Genomic DNA, 13,010 nt, shown 5'->3' with positions numbered 1-13,010 from the left:
GCGCCCCTCAAACCTCAAGCCCTTTCAACCAGAAATTCGTGTCGCGGTGCGAAAAGTCTTCTGGATCGAACCCGTACGGGAAGTATTCCTTGAACAGGCCATATTCCGGATGCTGAGCGTCCCCGAGCGCTTCGAGCATCATTTCGTACCCACCCAGGCCACCGATGTCTTCCGGCGGGCAAGCGTTCTCGCCAGCGATGCAGGTCGGCAGGTTGCGGTACTTGCTGCGTGGCACCACCGCTTCCACCGTCACCACATGGTCCCAGCTGTCACCGAGGTCGTAGACATAACGGAAGGTGGTCTCCGTGCCCAGTGTCTTGACCAGCGAGCGACGCGCCTGGGACGTGATCGTGCTCTCACCGTCCGGGTCAGGAACGCCGTACCAGACGCCATTGATCAGGTATTGGTGCAGATGAGCGTTTTCCCAGCCCATGGCGACCTGGATGACAAGGTGCAGGCGGGCCAAGGTGATGGTCTGGGGCACGATCACGCGGCGCCAGATCAGAGGATCGCTGCCCGCCAGGGCGATGTGAAGTTGGTAGAGGCCTGGTTTTGCAGGGGTGCGGGGCGAAGTGGTCATGGTGAGGCTCGTGAATAGGAAATTCTTGGGGCACGACGCGGGGAGCGCATACGCATGAGCAATGCAGTCGTCCTGTACGATTTGCTGGTCACGGATATGCATTCAGGGGTGCCAGGTGCGGCTGGGCAGCCCCGTACGTCAGCGACGCATGCATGGACTCTACCGTTTGTCCCGCTCTAGTCATAGCCACACAAAAGCGCGAAGTCCACGCGCATCGCCGGAAGAACAGGTCGCAGCCGGTTCGGCACCCTAGTAAGGACTACTCTTGCATTCGTAGTCACATCGTAATCCCCAAACTACTGCGGTCCCAGGAGCGGGCTTGCCCGCGAAGCCAGGACTGCGATTGGCAGTTGCTCACATCACTGGCCGTCCCGTCCCTCGTCAACTTTCACGTACCATACCCACACACCTTTTCATGGACCCACCCATGCTGGTTTTCTGCCCTCACTGCACGGCTCTCACCCATGGCCTTCCTAAACAGATCAACACCTGCGCTGGCTGCCACAACGGGTTCGCCCTGGTCGACGCCTTCTGCACCGTCAGTGGCAAGCCCCTGACCCAACTGCCGAGCACCGTCCTCTATGATTCAGTGGCCATGCACGCCCATGGCGTTGCCAGGTTGTACCGCACCACGGACAACTACAGGTGCGACTACGGGCTCAAGACAGGCGTGCGCAGCATTCGTGATGAAGGCATCAAGCCTTTTCGTGCCTACTACGTTGTCGCACTCATCTACTTCGACCAGATACGGATCTACCATGGTACCGATTCGAGCCGCCTGGACGGCATCAGGAAAAACGGGCTTTGTCCCGTGGACCACGTTACCGTCCAGAGACGCCACGGATTCGAGAGCGAAGGCCTGCTGCGGTTTGCTGGCGTCGACAAAGGCCCGGCCGTGCACCATGGCAACCACCTCGTCGAGTGTGACCTCAGTGGCTGGATCGCGGCTCTGGACACGCCGTTCACAGGGGAGCACCTCAACCGCTACCTGGCCAGTCTGCCGCATGAGGTATGCGGCATCGAATACCGGGAGCATGGACGCGCTCTGGCACTGGCGCCCCATGCGCAGGTGCAGGTGATACACGCTTCATTGCCTGTAAGCACGCCGAGGCCTCATGGGCACGGTGGGTCGTGGCAGCGCCTACGCAGGTTCGTGCTTGGGCGGTCAGGCTGTGACTAGTGCGATGGTTCAGATGACTGGTAAAGCCGTCTTGCTTGCCGTCGTACCTCGTGTCGAACGGCGCCAAGGCTCATATCACCGCGCTCAAAATCTCTCCAAGACTTCGGACTACTCGCATATCCGGCACGGCTTCCAATGTCGCCGGGGATGGATTGATCAAGAACCCTTGGCTGCCGAAGCATTGCCACGTCATTGAAGGCATCGCCCACTGCCACCACGTGCAGCCCCCTGGCCAAAGCATGTTCCACATGCGCCTCCTTGCCTCTGCGAGGGAAATAGTCGCAACCAGAAATGAATCCCTCACAGTCCGTCAGCAAGCGATGGCACGCGATGGCAGGGCTGCCCAACGACCGGAGCATGGGCGCCGCTAGTTCCCGGAAGCAATCGGAGATCAGGATGACCTCATACCCTTTGGCGGCGAGCGTACGCAGGAACGCTGCCGAGTCGGGAAACGGCTGGACCGTCTCGACGAGGTGCTGCACAGCACTCAGCGTGAGACCATGCTCGCGCAGCAACGCGATACGTTGGCACATCAGGGCGTCATAGTCCGACACCTCTCGCGTGGTGGTCGCCAAGGCCCGTATGCCCGTCAACGCCGCGATCTTCGGCCAGAGTTCGGGAATCAGAACCCCTTCCAGATCGATACAGGCCAGTTTTTTCGAGTTAGGCATCAGCGACCAACGCCTGGCAGGACCAGCATGACCCCTAACCCGATCAATGCCGAGCCGATCACCTTGTCGATGATGCCTTGTCTGGCAAGCAGGCGCTGTCGTAGAGCCTCGGTCGAAAAGAACAGTGCAACCAGGCTAAACCAGATCCAATGGGCTGCCGACATGAATAGCCCATACGCAACATTGGCGCTCCATGACGGTGTGTTCTGAACAACTTGGCTGTAAGTAGCGACGACGAACAACATGGTTTTGGGGTTCAACGCATTGGTGAAAAACCCCAGGCTGAACGATTGACCTGCTGAAGGAGACGTCCCTTTCGACACATCCAGTTCCAACGATGAGTGACTCGTGAGTGATTTCCATCCCAGGTACACTAGGTAGCCCGCTCCCAGCAGCTTCATGCCCATGAACAAGACCGGTGAATGGGTAATGAGCAGCGCCACGCCGAACACGGTGTAACACACATGCACCTGCACGCCGCAGCCGATGCCGAAGGCCGCCAGTAACCCACTGCGCCGTCCATGGGTGTAGCTGGTACGTGTAACCATCGCGAAGTCCGGACCAGGACTGATCACAGCCAGGAGTGTGATTGCCGCCACGGCTATCAATTCGTTCATGGATGACTCCCTCGCGGTACGTGTTCAGTCCGCCGTGTGTTTGTTCAACGCTTCTTGAACGTGACCACCAAGACATCCCGGAACGCAGGTTGCCCGGGGTCAAGTTGCAAGATCGGCGTTACGCCATGCATGACGTGTTCATCGTTGACGATGGCGGCTTCCATTTCGTTGACGAGCGTGTGCTGGCGCAAAAGCCGTCCATCGAGGTCATAGAGATGGGTCTCGCCATTGATCACGTTGACTCGGTTCACCATCATCATGAGGATGAAGTTGACCCCATCGCGATGCACGCCTTCCGGGGTGGGTGATACCTCGCGTTGCGAAGCGTAAATTCGAAACTGGTGGACTTCGACGTGCCAGGCGAAGAAAGGCGCCATTCGACCGAACAGTGTGCAGCAAAGCTCAAGCGTGGCTATCAGCAGCTTGTTTTGGAGCATTTCTGACTCAACCGGAGCGAACTCCCGACTGATGCCTCCGTTGAGAGGGTTGTACTCCAGACGCTGATAATGAGGCTGATGAGGCTCTTGCCGTGCGGAGGTTTGGCCCGGTGCAACGCTGTAGGTCGCATGACGGCGAAAACGATAGGTCCCTCCATCACGCATGAAGCTGTCCTGTTCCAGACGATCCCAACTGCGCTGAAAGGTAGCCCAACTGGCGACAGCGTCTGGATCGATCGCGCTGAGTAGCCCCATCACTTGGCGAGAGGGCAAGAACGCACAATCGTTACGGGCGATGTTTTCGCACAGATAGTACAGACTGTGCTGACTCGCAAAGTAGACATGGTCGAGCGTGTCTTGGGAAATGACGCGGCACCTCGTCTTCATTGATGTCCTCCTGATTCACCACTGAGTCGCGATCCAGCCAGAGCATGGTCGCTTGTGGTGCCCAAGAAAATCGATTTATATACGCTGATTTATGTGAGGATTCATCGCTCATGAAACTGCCGGCCCTCACGGCTTTCCACTTCTTCACCGTGGCCGCGCGCACCCAGAATTTCGTCCAGGCCGCTCGTCTTCTTCATGTGACTCACGGCGCTGTCAGTCGCCAAGTCAGGCAATTGGAGGACGCCCTCGGATTCGACCTGTTCGAACGGCGCAACCGCGCTGTGTTTCTGAACGATGCTGGAAGGCAGCTGTACAGCCTCACAGGTCCGTTCTTCGAGCAGTTGGAGAAAACGCTGTGTGCGCTACAACGCGAATCTCGAGAAGAGACGCTGGTGGTTTCCTGCGAACCTACGATCGCGATGAAATGGCTCATCCCGCGCTTGCCTGACTTTCAGGCGGCCTACCCTCATCTACAAGTACAACTGCTTACGGCAGGCGGCCCTATCGATTTCCGTCGCTCGGGCGCGGACGTGGCCGTCAGACGAGATGACTTTTACCGTGATGCCTCGGTCTACGCGGAGACACTCTGCGAAGAATGGGTAGGCCCTGTGTGCCTCCCATCATGCTGGCAGAATGCTCGCCAACTGGATGGCGTGGCGTTGCTGCATAGCAAGACGCGACCGCAAGCGTGGGAAAACTGGATACGCGCGCAAGGCATCTCCACACCCGATTCGACGAGGCTGGATTACGAACATTTCTATCTGTGTATCCAGGCCGCTGCCTCAGGACTGGGCGTTAGCCTGTCTTCGGCCCTGATGGTTCAGGATGAGCTCAAGTCCGGCCAACTGATCGCACCCTTCGGGTTCAGCCGCGATGGATCAAGGTACTGCTTGTTATCGCCCAAACCGTTCAAGGGAAGTGGTAAGTGTGAAGTGTTCCTGGAGTGGGTGACGGGACAAATGCGCCTGAGTATCGAGGGGCTGCAGGGGGCTTGAACTGCAGCCTTCGACGCGGACGCTGCGTGGTCTATCCAGCTCGGCTCATGAGGGCCACGCCCAGCTGCCTACGTTCAACCCCTTCATCTGGTCCCAGCTGGAAGCTTCGATGCTGATCGACGTTGGTTTCAGGTCGCTGTTCTTGAAGCGATGTGCAGTCGATAAGAAACGGGTTGTACGGATGTTCGGGCGCTGCTCGTGGCTCGGCTCGCCGATAGAGGTTGCGCACCTCGTCGCAGGACGAACATCGGCTACAAGGGTGCGCCTCTGGCGCTACTACGTGCTGACAAGCACCCTTCATTGCTGAGCTGATGATCGTCTCCTGCCTCTGATGCTCCGCTAGAAGCGCCACGCCTGCGCCTGAACCACCCGACAAAACGCCCCCTCGAGCGTCGCATTGTGATGCGCGACGATCGCCTCGGCATGCAGCTGAGGTGTGTCGGAACAGGTGTGGCCGTCTGCGATCAGCACGGCGTCGAACCCGAGGCCGCGCGCTGCTCGGCAGGTGCTGTCGATGCAGTACTGCGTTTTCATCCCTGCGATCACGATCCCTGTCACACCACTGGCGCGCAATCGATCGGCTAGGTCGGTCGCTTCGAACGCGCTGGGGCGCCGCTTTTCGAAGATCACCTCTGTGCCCGCCAGCCTGAGTTCTGGCGCGATCCGCGTCAGTGCGCTGCCGGGCTCGAGGGGCGAGCCGGCGGGGCCGACGTGACGCGCGAGAAAGATCGGGGCGCCGGCACTGCGCGCCTTGTCCATCAACCCATTCACGGTCTCCAGCAACGCGTCGCAGCGCCAGGGTGTTTCCGAGCCGTGAACGAGACCTGTCTGAACGTCGAGTATCAACAGAGCGAACATGCGTGCATCTCCTTGCAATGAGCCAGCGACGCAAGGGCATGAAAAAAGGCCCTGTCCATCGCTGGCGGGCCTTTTGAAGTACGTGTGCTACCGGCTCACGACACTTCGCACGGGCCGCCTGTGGCGGTCGTGGTGGTCGGGGTCGAGGTGAGGCGATGAGCAGGCATGGGTCGACCCTAGCAACAGGATGGCACGCTGGCAAGACCGGCCGGAGTACGACTGCTGCATGCCAGCCAGCTGACGATGACCCACACCCATCGACGCCCCTGCCCTGCCCCCCTCGTCACACTTCTTCGCCACCCGCAGGCGCCCGCCCCATGCTGCGCAGGAACAGCCGCTGCTGCCTGAGCAACTCGCGGTAGTCGATGCAGCGATAATGCAGGCCATGGCGCGGCGCCAGCTCAGCGATGATCGCGGCCAGCGCCGGATAGTGCCGATGGCTCCAGCCGGGGAACAAGTGGTGGGTCAGATGAAAGTTGAGCCCGCCGAATACGTGATGCAGCCAGCGTGGCGAGGTCTGCCAGTCGCAGGTCGTGGAAAAGTTGTGGTGATACCAGCCATGGGGCATCACCGTGGTTTCAGGGGGTTCATAGAATTCTGCATCGGCCCAGTGTGTCCCGAGCAGCAGGAAGACGACCCAGAGCGACGCCAGCATCTGGCTCGACAGATAGGCCAGCAGCACGGTCGTCCAGCTCCCGTCGAACACCACCAGCGGCACGACCAGCACCAGCAGGAAATGGCATGCCTTGCTCGCCAGAAAGACGGCCCACCCTCGCCTTCCGGGCAACAGGCGCTTGGCCTTGAGCGGCGTCTTGCCCAGGCGGTCCGACCAGTCGAATACCCAGGCGATGTACGGCAAGGACAATGCAGCGATCAACGGCCAGTACAGGTGCTGATAGCGCATGTGCCTGCGCCAGCGCTGGAAAGGGGATTGTCGCAGGACGCCGTTCTCTTCGGTGTCCAGGTCGTAACGCTCGACGTTGGCGTAGACATGATGAAATTGCACATGCCGGGCACGCCAGTAATCAGGGTCGATGCCGAGTGGCAGGGTCATCAACCGCCCCAGCAGCCGGTTCGCCCAGGACGCCTGGAAAAACGCGTTGTGGGCAGCGTCGTGGAACACCATCACGTTCAACAGCATGCTGCTGAGGATGAACACGAAGTAGCAGGTCACGAATGACCAGGACGTTTCTTGCAGAAGGCTCAAGCCATAGAAGCCCCCGCACAGCACGGTCAACAGCAAGGCCGTGAGCCGCTGTCGGGCATTGGCGTATCGATGGTCGTCGCCCAGGTAGGCGCGCGCCGCCCGCTTGAGCGCACGATGAAACGCCTGTTCGTCGCCGACCGGGAATGAGAGTGACGCTCTTGTTTCAGTCATGTGATGCCCCCTCTGGCGTGGTAGTGGCCAGGCTTGCATGGCGACAGGCCACGGCCACGCCGAGACTGTGCAGGGCGAGCGCGACCATGGGCACCTGCCAGTACAGCTGCGACCAGCCGCAATAGCCCAGGAACAGAAGCGGCAGACCGAGACCGACCAGCAGCCAGACCGGAATGCTCCATGTCCTGGCCTCGCTCATGCCACCCAGCGCCACCGAACCCAGCACCAGCGCGATGAACAGCGCCACTTGTGGCCAGTGGATGGCGTCATAGCCGTAGCCGTACTGGTAGATGTAGCCGACCACCAGCGCGAACAGCAACAGCGCACCGCTGAAGACACCTACCCCTGAAACATGTGAGCCGCCGCGCGTCTCGCGCGGTGCTCCGGGCAGGCGCAGGTAGCGCAGGAACGGCACGTTGCTGGCCCAGAACGGGTTGGCCGACGAGCGAGGCCCGCCGATGCCGTACGCATGAGGCGTCGAGGGTGGCCCCGAGAACGTACCGAACAGCTTGTCCCAGACGATGAAGGTGCCGCCGAAGTTCTTGTCCGAGTAGGCCCTGTCCTTGATGTGGTGCACGCGATGATGCGCCGGCGTGACCAATAGCGTCTCCAACACGCCCAGCGTGGGCGTCAGTGCATTGTGGTTAAAGAACTGCATCGAATAGTGCAGGATCGACACGGCGACGAAGACGTGCAACGGCACGCCCAGCACCGCCAGCACCACGAAGAATGGAATCGACGTCAGCGACGAGTACCACGAGTTGCGCACGCCCAAGGACAGGTTGAAGTGCTCGCCCTGGTGATGCACCACATGCACGGCCCACAGCACACCGACATGATGGTGGAAGCGGTGAAGCCAGTAGAAACAGAAGTCCCACGCCAGGAAGGCGAACGCCCAGATCGCCCACGAGGGCCAGGCATCCAGCAGATCCAGGTTGAGGTAGGTGCTCACGAGGCCGTAGCACAGGACTTCCAGGCCACGAAACAGCCAGAGCACGATGTGCCCGGAATTCAGGTTGAACACCACGTCGTGCCAGTCGACGGCTTGGCGGCGTACCCAGCGCAGAATCACGGCTTCACCGGTCACCATCAGCAGCATGACCACGATCGGAAGGGCCAGGTCGTTCATTGCGGATCCTCCTGAAGGACGGCGCGCCGGGTGCGGCCGAATGCCTGGCTGAGCCAACCGGCGGCCAGGGCCAACGCTGCACCGCTGACCACGTCGATGAACAGATGGCGACGCAGCTGCAGGATCGAATAGGCGATGGCAACGACCCATACCAGGAAGAACAGCGTGCGACGGGTACGCCCCGCCGTACCGATGCCCCAGACCGCCAGCACCATCAGGGCCATGTGCAGCGAAGGCAGGCAGTTGTTGGTCGAATCCACCGCGATCAGCGCCGCCAGCAGCGTCGAGCTGAACGTCGCGCCTTCGTCGACCGGGTACACCATCGTCGTGGGCCACGCCAGGTAGACCAGCCCGGCGCCTAGGGCGGTGAGGCGCATGGCGCGCGACAGCCAGCGGACCTGGTGCAGTGGTGTCAGGCAGTAGCCGAGCGGCACTACCAGGAAAAAGGACAGGTACAACCAGATCGCATGCGGCGTGAACGCGACCATCCGGTCGAGGGAGGACGGCTGCATGATCCGCCCTGCCCCTTGCCAGTGGTCCGTCAGCGTATAGACCAGGCCGACCGATCCCCACCCCAGCAGCATCTGCCACAGCCTGAACATCACAGGTGCGTTCATGCCTCCACCTCCCGAACGATGCGGCGCCGCTTTCGATCGAACTGCGGCATCACGGCCTGGACCGTCAGTTGCCAGTCGAGCGCCTCGGTGGCGATGCCCTGCTGCGCGAACACCTCGGCGAGCGCTGCACGACTGCGCTCGATGTCCGCCGGGGTGCAGTCCGCGATCAGGTGCAGTTGCGTCATCGACCGCTGGATCAGGCGGTAGTCGCTGCTCAACGGCAGCGCATTGGCAAGGGCTCGGCTGCACAGGTCGGCGAAGACGACCCGTGGCGTGCCCTGTCGATCGGGCAGCACGAGCTGGTCGTCGCGACGCCCCTCGATGCGGGCGATGGCCATGGCGTGCTGGCCGCAGGGGCAAGGTGTCGACTGCCGGACCAGCACGTCGTCCAGCCGGTAGCGAACGATGGGCTGCGTGCGGCGGGTGAAGTCGGTGATCACCGGCGTGAAGCGCTCGTCATCCAGCCACTGCGGCTCGATGTGCACGAACGCCTCGTTCAGGTGCAGCGTGCCATGGGCGCAGGTGGCGGCCAGGAAGCCTTCGGTGGCCTGATAGACCTCGCCGACGTCCCGGAACACCGATTTCAGCAACTGACGATCTTGCGCCTCCAGCACTTCCGCGACGGAAATCACCTTCTTCACGTCCAGCCGAAGTCGCCCGTCCAGCACGGCCAGGGCCAGGGCACGCAGGACCTGCGCCGGTGCCACGATCAGGGTCGGTGCCTGCGCCTGCAGGCGGCTCAACTGCGCGTCGAAGGGCGAGAACAGGTCATAGAAGGTCAGGCTCAGCCAGCGGTTGTCGACGCTGTGGTACAGGTTGCTGTCCGCCCGCAGGAACAACGCCACCCGCTCGCCGGCGAAAAGACCGTCGGGGAGCATCTTGGCCAGCATGCTGCCTGCCCAGACCTGTTGCTCCTCGGGGCTGACGACGAACACGCCACGGCGCCCCGAGGTGCCTGACGACAGCCCGACGCTGAAGCGCCCGACCCGGGGCGTGAAGTCCCTGTCGGCCTCGCCGCGCTGTGCGCACGCGAGCAACTGCTCGACCTGCAGGCCTGCGGTGTTCATCTGGTCGAACTGCGCCATCATCAGCGCCTTGTCCATCAACGGCCACTGGTCGAGGGGCAGGTCGCGCCAGGGTCGAAAATAGGGGCTTTTCGCCAACACACGCCTGGCGAAACGTCGGAGTTGCCGGTGTTGATAGCGCTCCAGCGCCTGGCGACTGGAAAACTGAAGCCGCCGCGCGCGCCAGTAGTGCCAGAGCGTCATGAGCGCGATCACAGGTCCCCCTCGTGGCACAGGCGAATGTCCACATGGCCGCCGGCCCACAGCTGGTTCAGGCGGTTCAGCGTCTGGTAGTACGCCATGCTGTCGTCCATCAGCACGTTGGCCAGCACCGACGGCCCGCGCAGCTCCTGATAGCTGGTCGGCGACCACGCCGAATCGCTGGCCAGCAAGACCCAGCCCTCGTCGGTCAGCACGAACGCACCGATATGGCCGGCCGCGTGCCCCGGCAACGGTACCAGCACGACCTGCCCTTCACTGCCGGGCAGCGCATACCCCTGCGTGAAGGGCAGCAACTGCTCGGACAACGCCACCGGCTCGAAGCCTTCGATGAACTGCAAGGCCGACTCGAAGGTATCGGGAATCAGGCCAGGGACGAAAGCCCGCTTGAGCGCCGCGACACCCCGCAGTGAACGCGTCTTCTGCCAGCCTTCGCCCGAGCAGATGAAATCGAGGTGGCTGAAGTCCCGCAGCCCGGCAATGTGGTCGGCGTGGAAGTGCGAAATGATCAGTGCCTGGATGTCACGGGCACCGTACCCGGCCTCGCGCAGTTGCTCGACCAGCGTCTCGCCGGCGTTCAGGTACACCGGCGTGACCTGGCTGTAGACACGGAAGATGCCCGATCGGGTGTGCTGCTGAAAATGGTTGGCGTAGCCGGTATCCCACAGCCAGCGGCGCTCGCCGACTTCCAGCAGGTATGCCCTGGAGGGAAACTTGCAGACACGCAGGCCTGCCCCCTTCAGCGCCATGCAACCGAGGTGTGTGCAATAGCCCACGTCGAAGGTGGTGATGCTAGCCATGGAGATTCACCCCTTGCGCTATGAGCCAGTGGCCCGTGAGTTCAATGCCTGTTTCCAGCGAGTACAACGGGCGATAGCCCAGATCCTGGAGGGCACGGGCCTGGCTCAACGTCATGTCGAAATGGACCGCCGCCACGCTGTAGCGCGTCAGCGCAGGCTCCTTGCCCGTCACGCAGGCCAGCCCCTCGAGCGCCATCGCCAGGGCATGCAGCAACCGGTAGGGCATGGGCTGGACACGGTAGCGAAGCGCGAGCTGGTCGTGCAGCAACAGGTGGAGCATGTCCACCAGGCGCATGGGCTGGTGGTTGGTGACGTTGTACGCGGCGCCCGAGACCAGGCCGGGCGTGCGGCTGGCCAGGTCCATCGCATGCACCACGTTCAGCACGAAGGTCAGGTCCAGCAGCGCCTGACCGCCGCGTGGGAGACGCAGCACACCCCGGTCGCGCTCGATCTGCGCCAGCAGGCGCGGCAGGATCACCCGGTCGTGAGGGCCGAACAGACCGCGGGGCCTCAGGATGACGAAGGTGGTCTGCGGATGGCGCTTCACCGACGCCTGGATAGCCTGCTCGGCCAGGTACTTGCTGCGGGCGTAATGGTTGGCGAATCGCCGCGCCCGGTACTGCTCCTCGACCTGCGCGTGGTCCTGGAAGTCGAAATAGATCGCCGGCGTGGAAATGTGCACGAACCGCGGCACGCCACTGCGGCCCGCGGCCTCGGCGAGCCGTTCGGTGGCCAGCACGTTGGTCGCGTGGAACTCGGCCTGGCTGCCCCAGGGCGACGACTTGGCCGCGCAGTGCCAGACCACGTCGCAGCCGTGCATCAACCGTTCGTACGCCTGCACGCTGCCTTGCGTCAGGTCCATGGCCGTGAACGCCGCGCCCTGGCGTTGCAGTAGATGCCCCACGGCGACGTCGCGCCCGGTGGCATGCACCTCGTGCCCTGCATTCAGGAGCCATTCGGCGGCGTTGCGCCCCAGGCCGCTGGTGGCCCCGGTCAGCAGTACCTTCATGGCACCAGCACCAGGCCTGCCAGCGTCAGACCGGCAGCGGTGCCGATCAGCATCACCGGCTCGCCCGGCCTGTAGCGCCCCGTCGTGAACGCGGTGTGCAGCGCGGTGGGAATCGAGGCCGAGACCTGGTTACCGTGTTCACGGTAGATATCCACCAGCACCTCGGAAGGAACGCCCAGTCGCTTGCGCATGTGTTCGAGCGACAAATGGCTGGCCTGGTGAGGCACCACGGTGGCGATATCGCCCAGCGACAGACCGCTGCGCGCCAGCAACCGCGCGAGGAAGCCCTCAATCAACGCAGCCGCCTGGCGGAACAGCGGCTTGCCTTTCATGTGGAACAGGAAGTCCTTGTCCGTCATGCCCGCACGTGGGTTGCGGCGCGTGCCGCCTGCCTGGATCTCGCACAGGTCGCTGCCTTGCGGGTACGTTTCGACCAGGCTGCCCAGGATGCCGCCGTTGCCCTCACCCCGCTCGACGATGGCGCAGGCTGCACCGTCGCCAAGGATCAGCGCGCTTTCGTCGTCGTCCCAGTCGATGCCGCGGGACACCAGGTCCGACGAGACGATGGCGATACGCCTGTAGGTCCCGGCGTTGAGCAGCCCGGCCGCCACTTGCAGCGCCGTGATGAAGCCGACGCAGCTGCAATTGATGTCGAACCCTGGCGTGCCGGGCGGTAGGGAGGCAGCTTTGAGAATCAGGGCGGCCGTGCAGGGCAAGGCCTGCATGGGCACGGCCGAGGTCGAAATCAGCAGGTCGATCGAGGTTGGCTCGATGTGCTGCCGGGTCAGGGCGTCCTCGAGCGCTTGCGCCGCCAGGTCCGCCTGGCTGGCATCGAGCGTGGCGTGATAGCGATGACGCACGCCGGAGCGTCTTTCAACATAGCCGGCGGGCTTGCTCAACGCGGCGTCGAGTGCGCAAGAGTCCACCCGACCGGGCGGTAATGCAGCGCCGGTCGCGATGATGCTCAGCGGCAGCAGGGCCGCGTGGGGAGTAGGTACTGTCATGGGAGTGTGGGCTTCGCATCCATGTGGGGCTTGCTGAACCACGCCCTGAAGCCTGGGCCGAGCGC

Annotated in this window: 14 protein-coding genes; 2 read left to right on the top strand and 12 right to left on the bottom strand. The window is 62.6% G+C overall.

Going from position 1 to position 13,010, the window contains the following annotated elements:
* Positions 1-7 precede the first annotated feature (7 nt).
* Positions 8-580 (bottom strand): plasmid pRiA4b ORF-3 family protein, encoded by a 573-nt coding sequence (locus G7Z99_RS13845; protein ID WP_181094695.1) that lies wholly within the window; start codon positions 578-580, stop codon positions 8-10.
* Positions 581-1,007: 427 nt separating this feature from the next.
* On the opposite strand from G7Z99_RS13845, the gene G7Z99_RS13840 reads away from it, so the two are divergent.
* Positions 1,008-1,760, top strand: a complete 753-nt coding sequence (locus G7Z99_RS13840) for a hypothetical protein (RefSeq protein WP_181094694.1) — start codon at positions 1,008-1,010, stop codon at positions 1,758-1,760.
* Here the strand turns inward: G7Z99_RS13840 and thrH are convergent.
* The 3 genes from thrH to G7Z99_RS13825 are packed head-to-tail and all read right to left on the bottom strand — an operon-like array spanning position 1,757 to position 3,872.
* Complete coding sequence (gene thrH, locus G7Z99_RS13835; protein WP_258197035.1) at positions 1,757-2,431, bottom strand: bifunctional phosphoserine phosphatase/homoserine phosphotransferase ThrH; 675 nt, start codon at positions 2,429-2,431, stop codon at positions 1,757-1,759. The genes G7Z99_RS13840 and thrH overlap by 4 nt on opposite strands.
* Entirely contained in the window at positions 2,431-3,048 is a 618-nt protein-coding gene (locus G7Z99_RS13830; protein ID WP_181094693.1) for a LysE family translocator, read from the bottom strand. Before G7Z99_RS13830 ends, thrH begins: the two co-directional genes overlap by 1 nt.
* A 44-nt stretch (positions 3,049-3,092) precedes the next feature.
* Entirely contained in the window at positions 3,093-3,872 is a 780-nt protein-coding gene (locus tag G7Z99_RS13825; RefSeq protein WP_181094692.1) for a 2OG-Fe dioxygenase family protein, read from the bottom strand.
* Positions 3,873-3,982: 110 nt separating this feature from the next.
* On the opposite strand from G7Z99_RS13825, the gene G7Z99_RS13820 reads away from it, so the two are divergent.
* Complete coding sequence (locus G7Z99_RS13820; protein ID WP_181094691.1) at positions 3,983-4,867, top strand: LysR substrate-binding domain-containing protein; 885 nt, start codon at positions 3,983-3,985, stop codon at positions 4,865-4,867.
* Positions 4,868-5,206: 339 nt separating this feature from the next.
* On the opposite strand, the gene G7Z99_RS13815 is transcribed toward G7Z99_RS13820, so the two are convergent.
* The 8 genes from G7Z99_RS13815 to G7Z99_RS13780 form a co-directional block, all read right to left on the bottom strand.
* Positions 5,207-5,725: a cysteine hydrolase family protein gene (locus tag G7Z99_RS13815; RefSeq protein ID WP_181094690.1), complete on the bottom strand. Its 519-nt coding sequence runs from the start codon at positions 5,723-5,725 to the stop codon at positions 5,207-5,209.
* A gap of 283 nt (positions 5,726-6,008) precedes the next feature.
* Positions 6,009-7,103 carry a fatty acid desaturase family protein gene (locus G7Z99_RS13810; protein ID WP_181094689.1) on the bottom strand — a complete coding sequence of 365 codons (1,095 nt, stop codon included), beginning with the start codon at positions 7,101-7,103 and terminating at the stop codon, positions 6,009-6,011.
* On the bottom strand, positions 7,096-8,232 hold the full coding sequence (locus G7Z99_RS13805) for a sterol desaturase family protein (protein WP_181094688.1): 1,137 nt from the start codon (positions 8,230-8,232) through the stop codon (positions 7,096-7,098). The genes G7Z99_RS13810 and G7Z99_RS13805 overlap by 8 nt, the downstream gene beginning before the upstream one ends.
* Positions 8,229-8,849, bottom strand: a complete 621-nt coding sequence (locus G7Z99_RS13800; protein ID WP_181094687.1) for a phosphatase PAP2 family protein — start codon at positions 8,847-8,849, stop codon at positions 8,229-8,231. Before G7Z99_RS13800 ends, G7Z99_RS13805 begins: the two co-directional genes overlap by 4 nt.
* Positions 8,846-10,129: a F390 synthetase-related protein gene (locus G7Z99_RS13795; protein WP_181094686.1), complete on the bottom strand. Its 1,284-nt coding sequence runs from the start codon at positions 10,127-10,129 to the stop codon at positions 8,846-8,848. The genes G7Z99_RS13800 and G7Z99_RS13795 overlap by 4 nt, the downstream gene beginning before the upstream one ends.
* Positions 10,126-10,932 (bottom strand): MBL fold metallo-hydrolase, encoded by an 807-nt coding sequence (locus G7Z99_RS13790; protein WP_181094685.1) that lies wholly within the window; start codon positions 10,930-10,932, stop codon positions 10,126-10,128. Before G7Z99_RS13790 ends, G7Z99_RS13795 begins: the two co-directional genes overlap by 4 nt.
* The gene (locus G7Z99_RS13785; RefSeq protein WP_181094683.1) at positions 10,925-11,941 is read right to left on the bottom strand and encodes an NAD-dependent epimerase/dehydratase family protein; all 1,017 of its coding nucleotides are present in this window, start codon (positions 11,939-11,941) and stop codon (positions 10,925-10,927) included. Before G7Z99_RS13785 ends, G7Z99_RS13790 begins: the two co-directional genes overlap by 8 nt.
* On the bottom strand, positions 11,938-12,945 hold the full coding sequence (locus G7Z99_RS13780) for a 3-oxoacyl-[acyl-carrier-protein] synthase III C-terminal domain-containing protein (RefSeq protein ID WP_181094681.1): 1,008 nt from the start codon (positions 12,943-12,945) through the stop codon (positions 11,938-11,940). Before G7Z99_RS13780 ends, G7Z99_RS13785 begins: the two co-directional genes overlap by 4 nt.
* Between the last annotated feature and the right edge of the window lie 65 nt (positions 12,946-13,010).

This window comes from Pseudomonas entomophila, from assembly GCF_013523165.1.
In the GTDB taxonomy this organism is placed as follows: domain Bacteria; phylum Pseudomonadota; class Gammaproteobacteria; order Pseudomonadales; family Pseudomonadaceae; genus Aquipseudomonas; species Aquipseudomonas entomophila_A.
Note: the sequence above shows the minus strand (reverse complement) of the source record. Positions and strands in the feature narration are given on the sequence as shown.

Excerpts from the sequence above, each read along its gene's own strand:
- G7Z99_RS13845 (WP_181094695.1), bottom strand. The coding sequence starts at position 580 with ATGACCACTTCGCCCCGCACCCCTGCAAAACCAGGCCTCTACCAACTT.
- G7Z99_RS13840 (WP_181094694.1), top strand. The coding sequence starts at position 1,008 with ATGCTGGTTTTCTGCCCTCACTGCACGGCTCTCACCCATGGCCTTCCT.
- thrH (WP_258197035.1), bottom strand. The coding sequence starts at position 2,431 with ATGCCTAACTCGAAAAAACTGGCCTGTATCGATCTGGAAGGGGTTCTG.
- G7Z99_RS13830 (WP_181094693.1), bottom strand. The coding sequence starts at position 3,048 with ATGAACGAATTGATAGCCGTGGCGGCAATCACACTCCTGGCTGTGATC.
- G7Z99_RS13825 (WP_181094692.1), bottom strand. The coding sequence starts at position 3,872 with ATGAAGACGAGGTGCCGCGTCATTTCCCAAGACACGCTCGACCATGTC.
- G7Z99_RS13820 (WP_181094691.1), top strand. The coding sequence starts at position 3,983 with ATGAAACTGCCGGCCCTCACGGCTTTCCACTTCTTCACCGTGGCCGCG.
- G7Z99_RS13815 (WP_181094690.1), bottom strand. The coding sequence starts at position 5,725 with ATGTTCGCTCTGTTGATACTCGACGTTCAGACAGGTCTCGTTCACGGC.
- G7Z99_RS13810 (WP_181094689.1), bottom strand. The coding sequence starts at position 7,103 with ATGACTGAAACAAGAGCGTCACTCTCATTCCCGGTCGGCGACGAACAG.
- G7Z99_RS13805 (WP_181094688.1), bottom strand. The coding sequence starts at position 8,232 with ATGAACGACCTGGCCCTTCCGATCGTGGTCATGCTGCTGATGGTGACC.
- G7Z99_RS13800 (WP_181094687.1), bottom strand. The coding sequence starts at position 8,849 with ATGAACGCACCTGTGATGTTCAGGCTGTGGCAGATGCTGCTGGGGTGG.
- G7Z99_RS13790 (WP_181094685.1), bottom strand. The coding sequence starts at position 10,932 with ATGGCTAGCATCACCACCTTCGACGTGGGCTATTGCACACACCTCGGT.
- G7Z99_RS13785 (WP_181094683.1), bottom strand. The coding sequence starts at position 11,941 with ATGAAGGTACTGCTGACCGGGGCCACCAGCGGCCTGGGGCGCAACGCC.
- G7Z99_RS13780 (WP_181094681.1), bottom strand. The coding sequence starts at position 12,945 with ATGACAGTACCTACTCCCCACGCGGCCCTGCTGCCGCTGAGCATCATC.